This is a genomic window from Collinsella sp. CLA-ER-H8 (assembly GCF_040092335.1).
Taxonomy (GTDB): domain Bacteria; phylum Actinomycetota; class Coriobacteriia; order Coriobacteriales; family Coriobacteriaceae; genus Collinsella.
Window position 1 is genome coordinate 76,336 of the sequence record NZ_JBBNLU010000007.1, and the last position, 15,642, is coordinate 91,977.

The window sequence follows — 15,642 nt, forward strand, 5'->3', positions numbered from 1 at the left end:
GCAATGTAGTGGCGACCTGCGCGATAATGGACGGGAATTACACGGAAACGTAAAGGCTTTTTAAAGAAATGGCGAGGGTAGGGCGATGAGCGAGCAGGTTTGTATGACGGGCGCCGAGTACTGCGGCGGAGCTGCGGGCGTGGATACGTGCGGCTATCCGGTCGAGACGACGGGCAATGCGGTGCTGGACACGTTGGAGCGCCGTTCCTCCACGCGTGCCTTCGCGCGTGATGACGACGACCGTCCCGTGGCGGTGACCGACGAGCAGCGTGCGGCGATTTTGCATGCGGCGAGTCGCGCGCCGTCGGCGGGCGCCATGATGATGTATTCCATCGTGAGCATCCGCGAGCAGGCAACGCTCGACCGCCTGGCCGACCTGTGCGACCACCAACCCATGATTGCCAAGGCGCCCTGGGCACTAATATTTGTGGTCGATTATGCCAAGTGGATCGATCTGTTTGAGCACGTGGGCTGCTTTGAGCCCGAGTTTGTCGAGCGCACGGGCAAGGCGCCCCGCCGCGCGCCGGGTTTGGGCGACTTTGCCATCGCGGCTCAGGATGCCGTGATCGCCGCGCAAAACGCCGTGGTTGCCGCCGAGGCCCTGGGCCTGGGGAGCTGCTATATCGGTGATATCGTCGAGAATGCCGAGGAAGTTGCCGAGCTACTTGATCTGCCGCCCTATACCATGCCGCTGTCGATGCTCATCATCGGCACGCCCCGTAAGGAGCGCCCGGCAATCGCGCACCCCGTGGTGAACCTGGTGCACGAGGAGCGCTATCGTCGCGCCGATATCGCGACCATGGATGCGCAGGTGGCCGAGATGGATGCGATGTTCCGTCCGCATGCTCGCGAGGTGGGGGAGCGCGTCGTGGATATCTACACTCGCAAGCACGCGAGCCCCTTTATGGCCGAGATGAGCCGCTCCATGGAGTGGTGGTTCAAAAACTGGCTTGGAAAATGACGAATGTGACAAATGGACAGTCCCTTTGTCACATTCCATATCGCCGCGGTAGCCTAAAGACTGTATAAATCTTTATCTAGCTGGGAAAACAGTGCCATTCAAACATGGGCCGATTACCTATAATTCCTTCGAACATTAAAGTTGGGAGGAAACCGGCTTATGGAACAAAAGGCCAAGGAGGCAGCCTCGCACGCTGCGATTCCTGTGAGCATCTCGGCGATGCTCGTCACGCTGGGCGTGGTGTACGGCGATATCGGCACCAGCCCTATGTATGTAACCAAGGCGCTCGTTGCCGGCAACGGCGGCATCGGAAGCGTCACGGAGGAGTTCGTGCTCGGCGCGCTCTCCCTTGTCGTGTGGACGGTCACGTTGCTGACCACTATCAAGTATGTGCTCATCTCGCTGCGCGCCGATAACCATGGTGAGGGCGGCATCTTTGCCCTGTACAGCTTGGTTAAGCGCTGCGGTAAATGGCTCATCATCCCCGCCATGCTGGGTGGCGCCGCGCTGCTCGCCGACGGCATCCTGACGCCGGCCGTTACCGTTACCACGGCCATCGAGGGCCTGCGCACCATCCCCGCGGTCCATGCCGTGCTGGGCGATGACCAAGGCCGCGTCGTCGCCATTACGCTCGCCATCATCATCGCGCTCTTCTTGGTACAGCGCATCGGTACGGCCAAGATCGGTCACGCCTTTGGCCCCATCATGACGCTGTGGTTCCTGTTCCTGGGCGGCACGGGTCTGTTCTTTGTTTTCCAGCACCCCGCCGTGCTGCTGTGCCTCAACCCGGTGCGCGGCATCGCCTTTTTGCTGAGCCCCAACAACCACGCGGGCATCATGATTCTGGGCAGTTGCTTCCTCGCCACCACCGGTGCCGAGGCGCTCTACTCCGACATGGGCCACGTCGGCCGCGGCAACATCTACGCTACCTGGCCGTTCGTTAAGTGCTGCCTGCTGCTTTCCTATATGGGCCAGGGCGCTTGGCTTATGAACAACGCTGCCAACCCCGAGCTCATGGGCATTGCCGACCTCAACCCGTTCTACCAGATGCTCGCCCCGGGCCTGCGCCCGTTTGCCGTCGGCCTTTCCACCGTCGCGGCCATCATTGCCTCGCAGGCGCTCATCACCGGCGCATTCTCGCTGGTGTCCGAGGCCAGCCGTCTGGATCTCATGCCGCACATGCAGGTCTTCTACCCTGCCGAGACCAAGGGCCAGCTCTACATCCCCATGGTCAACAACGTCATGCTTGTCGGCTGCGTCATCGTGGTACTGCTGTTCCAGAACTCGGCGCATATGGAAGCCGCCTACGGCCTTGCCATTACGCTGACAATGATGTGCACCACGCTGCTGCTCTTCTTCTACCTGCACGAGGAGCGCAAGCTCAAGGTTGCTCCGTGGATCTTCGCAGCCTTCTTCCTTTTGCTCGAAGGCTTCTTCTTCGTGAGCTCGCTCACCAAGTTCTTCCACGGCGGCTACTTCACCATCCTCATGGCTGCACTCATCATGGGCATCATGGTGTGCTGGTACAACGGCACGGCTGTTGAGCAGCGCCAGTTTACGCTGCTGCCGCTGCGCAGCTACCTGCCGCAGCTCAAGCGCCTGCGCGATGACGATCGCTACGAGCGCCTGAGCGACAACGTCGTGTACCTGACCAAGGACACCCATACCGATTACATCGACCGTGATATCGTCTACTCGATCTTGGACAAGCATCCCAAGCGCGCCCGCGCCTGGTGGTTCGTGAATGTCGAGACCATGGACGAGCCGCATACCTTTGCCTATTCGGTCGAGACGTTCGGCACCGACTACGTGTTCCGCGTGCATCTGTACCTGGGCTACAAGATTAACCAGCGCGTCAATGCCTATCTGCGTCAGGTCGTTCAGGACCTGGCTGCCACCGGCGAGCTGCCGGCGCAGACGCATGACTACTCGGTCTACAAGGATCCGGGCAACATCGGTACGTTCAAGTTCGTCCTGATTCGTAAGCTTCTGGCGCCTGAAAGCGATGTGGAGCCGAGCGAGCGTACGGCCATCACGCTCAAGTACATCATCCGCCGCGCCGCCGGCACCCCTGCACGCTGGTACGGCCTGGAGAACTCCAACGTGAGCTTTGAGTACGTGCCGCTGTTCACCAAGTTCAAGGCCGTGAACAAGATGCAGCGCCTGGCCCCCAACGAGCGGCCGTAGACGTCGGCGGCTACACGGAGTTGGTTTTTGATGGATAAGCATGAGGCCGGGGAGGTAAACATGGATACAAAGGCGCTCGATGGCCGTGAGGCGGTGGTCGAAATGGTGCGTGAGGCGCGTGTCGACGCCGCCGAAGATCGGTTCCTTACGAACCGTGCCAACATGGATATGGCCGACCGCGTGATCTCGATCGTGGCACTGGTATTTGGAGCGGTGTGCGTGTGTGCCCTGCTCGCGCACGTGCTGTTTGTCTAGCGACCGCCGGTTGCAAAGGCTATACACTTGGAACCACCACAAGGGAAACCACCACAAAGGTGCCTGTCCCCTTTGTGGTGGTTTTTGTTTTTGAGAGAGGGGCGGGACGCTGATGGACGTCCGTACGGACGGCGATATTGCCGATAGCTTTTGGTGGCGGCGCACAACGCTGACGCGCCGCACTCCTCTGTATGACGCCTGCGTATCGGTGGGGCTGCTGGTCGCGGCGACGATTGTGGGCGCGCTGCTCGACCATCCGGGTCTCGCGCCGAGCATCATGATCGTCTATGTGTTCGCCGTTCAGCTGTGCGCATTCTTTACCTGGAGTCGCCTGTATTGCTTGCTGAGCTCGGCTGCCGCCGTGGCGCTCTACAACTTCTTGTTTGTCGACCCGCGCTACTCGCTGTCGCTTATCGACCGCGGCTATCCCGGCATGTTCTTCATCATGTTCGTGGTCTCGCTTGTGTCGAGCTCGATTGCGTTGGCCCTGCGCCGCGCCTTGGCACAGGCTGCCGCCAGCGACCGCCGCACGCATATGGTGCTCGAGACCAACCGCATGCTGCAGCGGTGCGCCGGTCAGCATCAGATCGTTCACGCCATGGCCACGCAGCTGGCGCGTCTTTCGGGCTGCCCGGTCGTGTGGTACAGCGCCGACGCCGAGGGCGATGACCTGCTGCCACGCGCGACTTACACGGCCGTGGGCGATGCCGCACCGGTGCACGAACTGGCGCCGCAGATGCCGCCTCGGCTCTCGGCGTCCGCCTATGTGGGAACGCCGCTCGATGCCACCTATGGCGGCTCGGCGTTTTATGGCATCTACCTGACGGTTCGCACAGGCGACGGCTTCGCGCGCTCGGGCGACCCCGCCTCGGTGGTGGGCGTGCTGGCTATCGTTGCCGAGCCCGACGTGCTGACGCATGAGGAGCGGACACTTGCCGATGCCATCGTGAGCGAAGGCGAGCTGGCGCTCGATCGCGCCCGCGCCATGGAGGCCCGCGAGGAGGCGGCGGTGCTTGCCAAAAACGAACAGCTGCGCGCCAACCTGCTGCGCTCCATCTCGCACGACCTGCGCACGCCGCTCACCAGTATTTCGGGCAATGCCGACGTGCTGCTCGACCAGGGCTCGACCGGCACCGCGGTGCTCGATGCCCAGACGCGCCGCGGCCTGCTTCTATCCATTCGCTCGGATGCGCTGTGGCTCAACGCCACCGTCGAGAATCTGCTCGCTATCACCAAGCTCGAGGGTGGCGGCATGCATCTGTCGACCACGCTCGAGCTCATGGACGATATCGTCGAGGAGGCGCTGCGCCACGTAAGTCCGGCCGTGCGTGAGCACGATCTTAAGGTGGTGCCGTGCGACGAGCCGGCGCTCGTCAACGTCGATGCGCGCCTGATGGTGCAGCTGGTGGTCAATCTGGTGAACAACGCCATCACCTATACGCCCGCAGGCTCGCATATCGTGATTTCGATTGGCGTCGACGATGGACGCGTGGCGTGCTCGGTGGCCGATGACGGTCCGGGCATTGCGCCCGAGGATCGCGAGCGGATCTTCGAGTCGTTCTATACCGCCAACCATGGTCTGGCCGACAGCCACCGCAGCGTTGGCCTGGGTCTTTCGCTCTGCCGTTCCATTGCGTTGGCACATGGCGGTAGCATAGAGGTTGCCGCGGCGGACCCGCACGGTTCGGTCTTTACGATTGAACTTCCCGCCGCCGACGTTTCGTTTGATAAGGAGTAGCGCTGTGCCGAACTCTGCCGTAAAACCGCTCATCTTGGTCGTTGAGGACGACCCCGCCGTTCGCAATCTTATTGTTGCCGCGCTCGAGGCGCACGGCTTGCGTCATATGGCCGTGGAGACCGCCCATGCCGCCATCGCCGCCGCCTCATCGCAGGCGCCGAGCATCGTGCTGCTCGATCTGGGCCTGCCCGATATGGACGGCGTCAAGGTGGTGGAATCGGTGCGCGCATGGTCGGGTATGCCGATTATTGTGGTCTCGGCGCGCAGCGAGGATGCGGACAAGATTCGCGCGCTCGATGCCGGCGCCGACGACTACCTGACCAAGCCGTTTTCGGTCGAGGAGCTGCTCGCGCGCATTCGCACGACGCTCAGACGCCTTTCGTATGCGCAAACGGGCGGTGTTTCCTCTGAGGGCTCGTTCGATGCCGGTGAGCTGCATATCGATTTTGATGCCGGCATCGCCACGATGAATGGCGAGGAACTGCATCTGACGCCGATCGAGTATAAGCTCCTGTGCCTGCTGGCGCATAACGCCGACAAGGTACTGACGCACCAGTTTATCCTGCACGAGATTTGGGGCACGGCAACTAAGAGCGACCTGGCGAGCCTGCGCGTCTTTATGGGCACGCTGCGCAAGAAGATTGAGTCCGACCCCGCGCATCCGCGCTATATCCAAACGCACGTGGGTATCGGCTATCGCCTGGTCACCCAAGGGTAGGACGGCGTCCGCCATCCCACTATGAGTTGCGGTGAAATACGGTCTAAATTTGCCTAATTCCTGGCAAAGCAGTCCATATTCCACCGCAACTTTGTTATTTGCCCTTGGGCTTGCTGGCGTAGAACTTCTTCTTTTTGGGCTTGCCGGCAGGGGAGGGTTTGCCGGCAAAGTTCGACTTGCCGTTGCCGGCCTGCGCGTGCGCGGGCGCCGTTGCGCGAGGCTTGCGGGCCTCGGGGTTGCGCAGCTCCTCGACGCGCTCGGCAATTTCCTCGGCGCTAAAGCCGACCTCGGCCATGGCGTCCTCGATGGGCAGGCGGCGCACGATATAGCAATGGTGCACCTTCTGGTTGCGTGCGAAGTCCTCGGGGATGGTCTGCGCCGTAATGTCTTCCAACACGACGCCCGCGCGTGCGAGCTTGCGCGTCTCGGGGCGGAAGCCGCGCAGGTTGCAGCTAAAGATGGCATGCCCGCCCTGTGCGAGCAGGCGCGACACGCCGGCCAAAAGCTCAACATGGTCGCGCTGGACATCCCAGGTGCGACGGCCCATTTTGGACGAGTTCGAAAACGTGGGCGGGTCGACAAAGATCAGGTCCCAGCGGTTGCGCGTCTGGCGCTGGTCGCGAATCCAGGCGAGCACGTCGTCGCGCACAAAGTGATGCTGCGGACCAACAAAGCCGTTCTGGCGCATATTGCGCTCGGCCCAGTCCAGGTAGGTGTTGGAAAGGTCGACCGTCACGGTCTCCTCGACGCCGCCGTCTGCCGCGTAGCAGGTGGCAGTGCCGGTATAGGCGAACAGATTGAGGAAGCGGCGTGCCTGTTTGGCGTGCTCGCGCACCAGGTTGCGGGTGACGCGGTGATCCAAGAAGATGCCCACATCCAAATAGTCGTCAAAGTTGACGGCAAAGGTGAGTCCGCCCTCTTCGATGAGCGGCAGGCGACGGCGCGCGATGTTGGCGCGCTCGCCCGAGCCGCCCTTGCCGGCGCCCTGCTTACCGTACTGCGAGCCGCCGCGCGAGCGCATGCGGGCCTTGGCGTGCACATGCTCGGCGGGAACATCTAGGATGCGCGGCGCGATGGCCAAGATGTCGAGCATACGGGCCTGGGCAAGTGCGGGATCGATGGTCTTGGGCGCGGCGTATTCGGCGATGACGAGCCAGCGGCCCGGCGTCTGCGGGCAGCCCTCGTACAGGTCGATGGCGGCGGAGTAGTCGGGCAGGTCGGCATCGTAGACGCGGTAGCAGCTCACGCCCTCGCGCTTGGCCCACTTGCGGCGCAGACGGGCGTTCTTGCGCAGGCGGTTGGCGAACTGCTCGGACTCCGGGATGAGCACGGGCAGCGGCTTGCCGTCGCCCAAGTCGAGCGTGGCGGCAGGTTCGGACATGGGGGTGTTGGCGGCTTCGCCTTCGGCGTCCGTGGACTGTTCCTCGGCGTTTGCGCTGGTCGCAGCCTCGAATGCCGCGGCGGCGTGGTCGAGCGAGGGCCAAACCTCAATAGTTGCCTCTTCGTTATTGGGCATGACGGCGATGGAACGCTCGGGCTCGGCGTGGAGCGCGCGGGCCAGCAATCCGTCGCGGGTGAGCGCGGCGACCGGTGCCGAAGCGAGCTCGGGCGCGCGGCGCAACTCGCCGACCAGCGTCATGGCGTCGTGCATGAGCGAAAGCGGGGTCTCGGTGATGTCTGCGACCACGGCGGCACCGGCGACGGCGCCCGCATGGTCCAGCACGGTGGCGGGCTTGGCGGCACAAAAGTCGACAAAACGCTTGTAGCCGGCGCACTTGGCCATGCGCTCGGCAGTCTTGCGGGCGGCGGGGTCGATGTTTACGGCCACGATGCGCGCCTGGCGCTCGCGCGCTGCCGCCTCGCGCTCGCGCGCCTCGGCAAGCAGCTGCTCCCACAGGGCGGCGTCGTGCAGCTGCCAGCCCTCAAAGCCCCAGCGCTCGCGTGCGGCGCCCGGGGCGCGGTCGGTCAGAATGTTCACGGCTTCCAGCAACAGGCCGCCGCCGGCGCACGAGGCATCGATTAGCGTGGGAAGGGCTTCATTCTCGTAATTGTCGGCCGTCAGCTCGCGCTCGCACAGTGCGGTCCAGCCGACCTGCGCCAGCACCAGGGCGGCGTAGTCGGGGCGCAACACGTGCGCGCCCTCGCCGGCACGGGTCGCCGCGGGCGGCAGGCGCTTGAACAGCGGGTCGCCCGAAAGGTCCAGGCTTATGCTCGCGCGACGCTGACGCAGCGAAAGCAGCAGGTGAACGTCAGGGTCGGCGGCATCGACGTCGGCGCGACGGCCCGTGTTCTCGGCCAGGCGGTCACACAGCGCGTCCTTGGCGCGCAGGGCCGAGAAGCGCGTGTTGCGCAGCTGCTCGGTCACGCCGCGGGCGGTGATGGCAATGGTGGCGCCGGGGCGGATGACGGTCTCCCAGGCGATGTCGTAAACGCTATCGTACAGCTCGTCGGCGTCCTGCGCCTCAAAGCGCCCGAGTACCACGAACACACGGCTCGCCAGGCGCGACCACAGACAGGCGCGGTAGCCTTCTTCGAGCTCGCCCTCAAATGTAGCGCGGCCCTTCAGCCGGCGAACATGCGAAAGCCCGAGGCGTTTAAGCTCATCGGCGAGTGCGGACTCAAAGCCCTCAGGGCAGCTTGCGTAAAATTCCATGGGTGACCTCTCTGGTTGCGTCGCTCCATTATATGATGGATACTTCGTTTACTCTCGCCCCCGAAAGGAACCCATATGATTGATGCGTGCCCCGATTCCGCCGTGCTCTTTTTTGACGTGGACGGCACGCTGACGTCGTTCGATCCCGACAACATGACCGACAAGGACTTTTCGGCGGTTCACCCCTCGCAGGCGGTCGTCGAGGCGTTTCATCGTCTGCGCGACGCGGGACACCAGGCATTTATCTGCACGGGTCGTCCCTTGTGGCTGATTGCCGATGGCCTGCGCGCGCTGAACCCGGCGGGTGTCGTTGCCATGGCGGGAGCGACGCTCGAGGTCGAGGGCCGCATGGTGCATGAGGACTGCTTTGACGAGGACGTTGTTGAGGAGCTCGCGCGCCGCGTTGTGGATGCCGGCATCGAGGTTTTTTTCGAGTCCAATGCTGCGACCTTTGCGCTGGAGCCCGTGGGCGTTGAGCAGTCGTCTCTGATCGGCACGTCTGTGGTACACAGCGCCGAGGAGATGCGCGTCGACGGCAGTCTGCGCGTGGGCAAGGTATGCCTCAGTGTGCCCAGTTTGGCTCGCGTGACCGGCGATGACGGCTTTATCGATCGCGAGTTTGAGCTGTGCAACACCGGTGGCCAGAATCGCGAGCTGAGCCCCAAGGGCATTGACAAGGGCGTGGGCGTGGCGCGAGCGCTGGCGTATCTGGGCCGCACTGGCAATGCACGCACCTTTGGCTTTGGCGATTCGGGCAACGACCTGGGCATGCTCGCCGCCGTCGAGACAGCCGTGGCCATGGGTAACGCCATGCCCGAGGTCAAGGCGGTCGCCGACTACGTGACCGACGATGTCGCACACGACGGTACCGTCGCAGCGATGCAGCATTTCGGCCTCATCTAATGAATCTCGCGTTCTGACGTTTGCTCAAACTGCGACTCTTTGCTTTTGCATGCGCAATCGATTTATCAATCCAAACACTGAGGTGTTTATACCGTTCGCCGAGAAGATAAAAAACCGCAGCTCACGCCTTGATAAACGTAGGTAAAGTGTTTAGCAGTTTAACGCCCGTGTGCAAGCGAAAGGAATCAGGCAGATGGCAATCAAGGTGTTCGCTGACGGTGCAAACCTCGAGGGCATGCTCGACATGTACGAGAACGGCAACGTTCAGGGTTTCACGACCAACCCGTCCCTTATGAAGAAGGGCGGCGTGACGGATTACCGCGCGTTTGCCAAGGAGGTCCTGGCCCACATCACCGATGTGTCCGTCTCGTTTGAGGTCTTTGCCGACGACGTCGAGACCATGGAGGTCGAGGCCCGCGAGATCGCTACCTGGGCCGAGAACGTCTACGTCAAGATTCCGTGCGTGACTACCAAGGGCGAGTCCACCGCCGAGCTGGTCCGCAAGCTTTCGGCCGACGGCATCAAGGTCAACGTCACCACCATCTTTACGCCTAAGCAGGTCGATGAGATGGTCGAGGCCGTTGACACCGAGACGCCGTCCATCATCTCGCTCTTTGCCGGCCGCATCGCCGACACCGGCGTCGACCCCATTCCGTTTATGACGGAGTCGGTCAAGAAGGCCGCCGCAAAGCCCAACTGCGAGGTCCTGTGGGCGTCCACGCGCGAGCTCATTAACATTTACCAGGCAGAAGCCTGCGGTTGCCAGATCATCACGGTGCCCAACAGCATCCTGGCCAAGCGCAAGAATATCGGTCGCGACCCGTACGAGGTCTCGCTCGACACCGTCCGCGGCTTTGCCAAGGATATCGCGGCGCTCGGTTTCCATATCCTGCCGTAGCGCGAACACCGACTGTACCGTGGGCTGTTCGCCCCGGCCTTTCCTTTCCCTATCGCTCACGCGCTCCGCGAGGGTCGCGCTAGGCAAAGGAAAGGCCGGGGCTGCCGGCACGAGCTTGCCAGCAAGTTGGCGATTGGCTTCCATATCCTGCCGTGGGCAAAGGTACCCCCGCCTGCGCCGTGCAAAATTGAGAGTATTCAGCAAGGTAAAGGTCTTTATCAGTTGACCGAAGCATGGAACGGCCCCCGTTTTGGCTCTGACGACGCTAAAACGGGGGCTGTTATTTGTTTTTTCGTCTCTGAGGGGCATCCGGAACGGTGGAATTTGCAGAATACTCGCGATTTTGCACATCGCTACAGGGGGTACCTTTGCTTTGGCGGTTTACTTTCCCTGCACCATGGTGAGCGAGATCTTCTTGCGGTCGCGATCGACCTTTTCTACCCACACCTTGACCGTGTCGCCGACGCGCACCACGTCGCTCGGGTGCTTGACAAAGCGATTGGCCAGCTTGGAGATATGCACGAGGCCGTCCTGGTGCACGCCCACGTCGACGAACGCGCCAAAGTCGACGACGTTGCGCACCGTCCCCTTGAGCTCCATGCCGGGTTCCAGGTCGTCGATGGAAAGCGCCGAGCGGCTAAAGACCACCTCGGGCGCGTCGTCGCGCGGGTCGCGGCCGGGCTTCTTGAGCTCGTTGACGATGTCGATGAGCGTGAGGGTGCCGCAGTTCAGGTCACTTGCCAGCGCCGAGATACTGCCCAGACGGCGCTCGATGTCGGGCACGCCGCCGCGGCTGAGCTCGCTGGCTTTAACGCCGGCGCGTTCCAGGACGGACGTGGCCACCTCGTAGCTCTCGGGGTGGACGCTCGTCGCGTCGAGCGGGTTCTTGCCGCCGCTGATGCGCAGGAAGCCCGCGGCGTTGAGGTATGCCTTGGGTCCTAGTTTGGGGACCTTCTTAAGCTGGCGGCGATCGGTAAAGGCACCGTTTTCCTCGCGGTAGGCCACGATGTTTTTGGCCACGCTCGGCGTGATGCCCGATACGTATCCCAGCAGGCTCGCGCTCGCGGTGTTGACGTCGACGCCCACACGGTTGACGACGTCTTCCACCACGTGGCCCAGGGTGCACGAAAGCTCGGCCTGGTCAAGGTCGTGCTGGTACTGACCCACGCCGATGGACTGAGGCGGAATCTTAACGAGCTCTGCCAACGGATCCTGCAGGCGGCGGCCCAGGCTCATGGCGCCACGCACGGTGACGTCCAGGTCGGGGTATTCCTGACTGGCGAGCTCGGAGGCGGAGTACACCGACGCGCCGGCCTCATTGACGATGGTGTAGCGAAGGCTGGGCGCCTGCTCGGCAATGAACTCCGAGACGACTTCCTCGGTCTCGCGGCTGGCGGTGCCGTTGCCGATGACGATGGTGTTGACGCCATCCTTCTTGACGAGGCGGGCGAGCTCGCGCTTGGTGCCGGCGACGTCGTGGCGCGGCTTGGTGGGGTAGACCACGCCGTGGTCGAGTAGCTTGCCGGTCTCGTCCATGACGGCGACCTTGCAGCCGGTGCGGTAGCCCGGATCGAGCGCGAGCACGCGGGCGCCGCGCACGGGGCGTGCCGAGAGCAGGCCCTCGAGATTCTTGGCAAAGACATTGATGGCCTCGGTCTGCGCACGGACGGTGAGTTTGGCGCGGGCCTCGCGCTCCAGCGAGGGGGCCATGAGGCGCTTGTAACCGTCAGCGATGGCGGCGTCAAAGACGGGAGCAAACACGCCCTGACGGCGGGGCCAACGGCTGCCGAGGCGTGCCGTGGCGGCAGCACCGTCGACGTTCACGCGCACGCGGAGCTTGCCCTCGCGCTCACCGCGGTCGATAGCCAGCACGCGGTGGTTGGGTATACGGCGCAGCGGCTCATCATAGCTGTAGTACGGCTCGTAGGGGGTCTTCTCGGTGGGGTCGGTGGCCTCGACGACGATATCGGCGGTGTTTTGCGTAAAAGCGCGCAGGTCGGCGACGTTCTCGGGGTCCTCGGCCACCGTCTCGGCCACGATGTCCGCCGCGCCAGCGAGCGCCTTCTCGGGCGTGTCGAAGCCGGCTTCCTCGTTGACGTAGGCCGCGGCGGCATCGAGTGCGCTGCCCTTGGCCGAGGCCTGCATGATGATCATGTTGGCAAGCGGCTCCAGGCCTGCCTCGCGGGCCTTCTGCGCGCGGGTCATGCGCTTTTTGCGGTAGGGCTTGTAGAGGTCCTCGACACGCTGGAGCTGCGTGGCCTCGCGAATCTGCTGCTCGAGCTCGGGCGTGAGCTTGCCCTGGGCGTCGATGAGCAGAATGACGTCCTCTTTGCGCTGTTCAAGATTGCGCAGGTAGGACAGGCGCTCGTCGAGTGCGCGCAGGGCGACGTCGTCCATGCCGCCCGTTGCTTCTTTGCGGTAGCGCGAGATAAAGGGGATGGTGTTGCCCTCGTCGATGAGCTTGACGGCTGCCTCGATGTTGGCGGCCTTAAGGTTGAGCTCGTGGGCGAGCTGGGCGATAAGATCCATGGGACTCCTTGCGTTTAAGGTGCGTTTGCAGCACAGGGCTACCAAGGATACCACCCGTTTCAAAAGACTGTTTTGGGCCCGCGCCACGAAAACGACCTATCTACTACGTTTGAACCGTATGGGTCGACCATCCCCCGGTTTTCCGAGAATGCGCAAGCCGTCTACCTGCGCTTTTGATTTTAGGAAATTCGGCATGGTTGAGGGCGGTCGGTTAAACGTAGTAGATAGGCCCATTTCGTGGCGAACGAATCAAGCCGAGGTGCAAAATAGCCCCCGCCCCAGAAAAATCGTCGGCAAGGTAGCAAAATGCCCCGCGGGCAGGAGGCTGCTCGCGGGGCAAAGAAGAGGGGCTTGTTGGTGACGGACCGAAGGGTTCGGCATGGGGTTTCTGCCGCGGTCGCTCTTAAGGCATTACAGCTCGACGAGCTGGCCGGTCTCGGCGGCCTCCTTGATAGCGTTGAGAAGCGTGAGCGTCTTAACGTTGTCGGCGGGGGTCACGACGGGCTCGACCTCGCGGCGGACAACCTTCACAAAGTGCTTGAGCTGCATCTTGTGTGGCAGTGCCGGGTCGACAGCCGGAATCTCCATCTGCAGCGGCTTGTGCCAGTTGGAGGCGCCGTCGTAGGAGAACTGGTGCAGGCGGGGCAGCGACAGGGCGCCCTTAGTGCCGCCGATAAAGTAGGCGTCGGCGTCGAAGGGGCGGTACTGCGGATCCTCGCGAGCGGTTGCCTCCCAGTTCCAGGGGCTGGCGGTGGCGTCGGAGATGGTCATGCTTGCGAGCGCGCCATCGGCAAAACGGACGTTGACCACGGCGGAGTCCTCGGTCTCAAAACCGCGGGCGGCGCTGGACTGCATACCCTGGACGGCAACGGGCTCGCCCAGCAGGTAGCGGAGCAGGTCGACGTCGTGCACCAGGTTGACCAGGATCGGGCCGGCACCCTTCTTGCGGCGCCATTCGACATCGAAGTACTCGTCATTCTTATAGATCATGTAGTGGAAGCTCGACACGGTGAGCTTGCCCAGCTCGCCGGACTCGATGATCTCCTTGGCCTTGTTGACGAAGGGGTTGTGGCGACGGTGCTGACCCACGAGCACGGGCACGCCGGCGGTCTCGGCCTCGGCAGCGAAAGCCTGGGCATCCTCCAGGTCGTTGGAGATCGGCTTTTCGACCAGCGGCACGATATTGCGCTTCACAGCCTCGCGGGCAACGCCCAGGTGCAGGTCGTTGGGCGTGGCGATGATGACGGCCTCGGGCTTAACCTCGTCCATCATCTGGGCGGGATCGGTGAAGAACGGCACGCCGGCGGCCTCAGCCGTGGCGCGGGCGCCCTCAAAGGCGTCGGCGATGGCGACGAGCTCGGCCTCGGGCTCCTCGGTGACAAAGCGGATGTGGTTGCGGCCCATGGCGCCGGCGCCGATAACGGCAATGCGGACGGGGTTGAGCTCAGACATTTCGACTCCTTAATACTGGTGACCGGTGGGATGCGACAAAGGGGCTGTCCCTTTGTCGCATCGGTAAAACTAGGCGGACTTCTTCTTGCTGTCGGAGACCATCATGTAGACGGTGAGCACGACGGCGATGGCGGCGATCACAATGGCGCCGTAGAAGGACTGCTGGTAGGCGGCGCTGCCGGCCTCGGCGTGATACAGCACGGCGGTGATGGGCTGGCTGATCCAGGTGGAAGCGGCATAACCCAAAAACATGATGCCGTAGTTGACGCCGATGTTGCTGGTGCCAAAGGCGCCACCGGTGAGCGGCGGGTAGATGACGAGCAGAGCGCCAAAGCTAAAGCCGAGCAGGGCGAGCGCCACAAAGAACATGCTCTGCGTAAAGCTCATCGACATGATGACGAGTGCGACGATGGTGACGACAAGGCTGATGAGCAGCGACTTATAGGCGCCGAGCTTGTCGATGATCTGGCCAAAGGACAGACGGCCGACCAGGTTGGCGCAGGTGTTGACGGAGACGACCACGCCGCCGAGGGCGACGGCCGCGGCGCTCGTGGGGTCGGCGAAGAGCTGGACGGCGGCGATGGAGGCAACCTTGCCCACGAGCAGGGTGCCCGCGGTGGCGGCAAAGGCGAAGGTGACGATGAGGACCCAGAAGCGCGGGGTCTTGACCATCTCGCCCGGGGTGAGGTCGCCGAAGGTGCCGGCATGCGCGCCGCCCTTGGGGGCCTCGAAGCCCTCGGGCAGCCAACCGGCCTCGGGGGCCTTCAGGAACAGGGCGGAGGCGGCGATCGTCACAAAGAAGATGACGCCGAGCGCCTTAAGGGCGCCAAAGATGCCCAGGCTCGGGATGAGCAGCGAGGCGAGCACCGGGGACAGCACGGCGGGGCCGGCGGTCGAAGCGGCCAGGGTGATGCCGGAGGCGAGACCCTTCTTGTCGATAAACCACTTTTGGCCGGTGGTGAGCGCCGGGTTGTAGCCCAGGCCGTTGCCGATGGCGGCGACGAGCGAGAACCACAGGTAGAACTGCCACGGCTCGGTGACGGTACCGGACATGAACCAGCCCAGGCCGTAGCACACGGCGGCGGCGATCACGACGTTGCGCGGGCCGATCTTATCGGAGATGCGGCCGGCGAAGATGCCCGTCACGGCCATGATGGTCTGAAAGACCGGGAAGGCCCAGGTAAGAGCGCTGGACCACTCGGGGTAGACGGCGAGCAGGTTCTTGCTCACGACGGAATACAGCGCGATGGAGCTGATGAAGAACATGGTGACGCACGCGGCGGAAAGCACGACGGCGCGACCCTTGTTGGAGTTGGTGGAAGCCATTGGACTCTTTCTAATCGATACG

At 63.2% G+C, this 15,642-nt stretch carries 11 protein-coding genes; 7 read left to right on the plus strand and 4 right to left on the minus strand.

Annotated elements, in window-relative coordinates:
- Positions 1 to 85 precede the first annotated feature (85 nt).
- The 5 genes from AAAX72_RS06135 to AAAX72_RS06155 all read left to right on the plus strand — a co-directional run bounded on the left by AAAX72_RS06135 (position 86) and on the right by AAAX72_RS06155 (position 5,859).
- Positions 86 to 961, plus strand: a complete 876-nt coding sequence (locus AAAX72_RS06135) for a nitroreductase family protein (protein WP_349129568.1) — start codon at positions 86 to 88, stop codon at positions 959 to 961.
- 159 nt (positions 962 to 1,120) lie between these two features.
- Positions 1,121 to 3,148, plus strand: coding sequence for a KUP/HAK/KT family potassium transporter (locus AAAX72_RS06140; protein ID WP_349129570.1), 2,028 nt, complete (start codon positions 1,121 to 1,123; stop codon positions 3,146 to 3,148).
- A 60-nt stretch (positions 3,149 to 3,208) separates the two neighbouring features.
- Positions 3,209 to 3,403: a hypothetical protein gene (locus AAAX72_RS06145; protein WP_195363687.1), complete on the plus strand. Its 195-nt coding sequence runs from the start codon at positions 3,209 to 3,211 to the stop codon at positions 3,401 to 3,403.
- A 112-nt stretch (positions 3,404 to 3,515) separates the two neighbouring features.
- Entirely contained in the window at positions 3,516 to 5,141 is a 1,626-nt protein-coding gene (locus AAAX72_RS06150) for an ATP-binding protein (RefSeq protein ID WP_349129572.1), read from the plus strand.
- 4 nt (positions 5,142 to 5,145) lie between these two features.
- Complete coding sequence (locus AAAX72_RS06155) at positions 5,146 to 5,859, plus strand: response regulator transcription factor (RefSeq protein WP_349129574.1); 714 nt, start codon at positions 5,146 to 5,148, stop codon at positions 5,857 to 5,859.
- A 94-nt stretch (positions 5,860 to 5,953) separates the two neighbouring features.
- Here the strand turns inward: AAAX72_RS06155 and rlmKL are convergent, their stop codons facing one another.
- The gene (rlmKL, locus tag AAAX72_RS06160; RefSeq protein WP_349129575.1) at positions 5,954 to 8,512 is read right to left on the minus strand and encodes a bifunctional 23S rRNA (guanine(2069)-N(7))-methyltransferase RlmK/23S rRNA (guanine(2445)-N(2))-methyltransferase RlmL; all 2,559 of its coding nucleotides are present in this window, start codon (positions 8,510 to 8,512) and stop codon (positions 5,954 to 5,956) included.
- A 75-nt stretch (positions 8,513 to 8,587) separates the two neighbouring features.
- On the opposite strand from rlmKL, the gene AAAX72_RS06165 reads away from it, so the two are divergent.
- Both AAAX72_RS06165 and AAAX72_RS06170 read left to right on the plus strand, forming a co-directional pair.
- A complete protein-coding gene (locus AAAX72_RS06165; protein ID WP_349129576.1) occupies positions 8,588 to 9,415 on the plus strand; it encodes an HAD-IIB family hydrolase in 828 nt (275 codons plus the stop codon).
- 193 nt (positions 9,416 to 9,608) lie between these two features.
- Positions 9,609 to 10,313, plus strand: coding sequence for a transaldolase (locus AAAX72_RS06170; protein WP_254881759.1), 705 nt, complete (start codon positions 9,609 to 9,611; stop codon positions 10,311 to 10,313).
- Between the two features lie 381 nt (positions 10,314 to 10,694).
- On the opposite strand, the gene AAAX72_RS06175 is transcribed toward AAAX72_RS06170, so the two are convergent.
- The 3 genes from AAAX72_RS06175 to AAAX72_RS06185 all read right to left on the minus strand — a co-directional run bounded on the left by AAAX72_RS06175 (position 10,695) and on the right by AAAX72_RS06185 (position 15,620).
- Positions 10,695 to 12,842, minus strand: a complete 2,148-nt coding sequence (locus AAAX72_RS06175) for a Tex family protein (protein ID WP_349129577.1) — start codon at positions 12,840 to 12,842, stop codon at positions 10,695 to 10,697.
- A 411-nt stretch (positions 12,843 to 13,253) separates the two neighbouring features.
- On the minus strand, positions 13,254 to 14,294 hold the full coding sequence (locus AAAX72_RS06180) for a Gfo/Idh/MocA family oxidoreductase (protein ID WP_138375132.1): 1,041 nt from the start codon (positions 14,292 to 14,294) through the stop codon (positions 13,254 to 13,256).
- A 69-nt stretch (positions 14,295 to 14,363) separates the two neighbouring features.
- The gene (locus AAAX72_RS06185) at positions 14,364 to 15,620 is read right to left on the minus strand and encodes an MFS transporter (RefSeq protein ID WP_117646283.1); all 1,257 of its coding nucleotides are present in this window, start codon (positions 15,618 to 15,620) and stop codon (positions 14,364 to 14,366) included.
- Positions 15,621 to 15,642 lie beyond the last annotated feature (22 nt).

Bases quoted from the DNA above. Each gene is read 5' to 3' on its own strand.
- AAAX72_RS06135 (WP_349129568.1), top strand. From the start codon at position 86: ATGAGCGAGCAGGTTTGTATGACGGGCGCCGAGTACTGCGGCGGAGCT.
- AAAX72_RS06140 (WP_349129570.1), top strand. From the start codon at position 1,121: ATGGAACAAAAGGCCAAGGAGGCAGCCTCGCACGCTGCGATTCCTGTG.
- AAAX72_RS06145 (WP_195363687.1), top strand. From the start codon at position 3,209: ATGGATACAAAGGCGCTCGATGGCCGTGAGGCGGTGGTCGAAATGGTG.
- AAAX72_RS06150 (WP_349129572.1), top strand. From the start codon at position 3,516: ATGGACGTCCGTACGGACGGCGATATTGCCGATAGCTTTTGGTGGCGG.
- rlmKL (WP_349129575.1), bottom strand. From the start codon at position 8,512: ATGGAATTTTACGCAAGCTGCCCTGAGGGCTTTGAGTCCGCACTCGCC.
- AAAX72_RS06165 (WP_349129576.1), top strand. From the start codon at position 8,588: ATGATTGATGCGTGCCCCGATTCCGCCGTGCTCTTTTTTGACGTGGAC.
- AAAX72_RS06170 (WP_254881759.1), top strand. From the start codon at position 9,609: ATGGCAATCAAGGTGTTCGCTGACGGTGCAAACCTCGAGGGCATGCTC.
- AAAX72_RS06175 (WP_349129577.1), bottom strand. From the start codon at position 12,842: ATGGATCTTATCGCCCAGCTCGCCCACGAGCTCAACCTTAAGGCCGCC.
- AAAX72_RS06180 (WP_138375132.1), bottom strand. From the start codon at position 14,294: ATGTCTGAGCTCAACCCCGTCCGCATTGCCGTTATCGGCGCCGGCGCC.
- AAAX72_RS06185 (WP_117646283.1), bottom strand. From the start codon at position 15,620: ATGGCTTCCACCAACTCCAACAAGGGTCGCGCCGTCGTGCTTTCCGCC.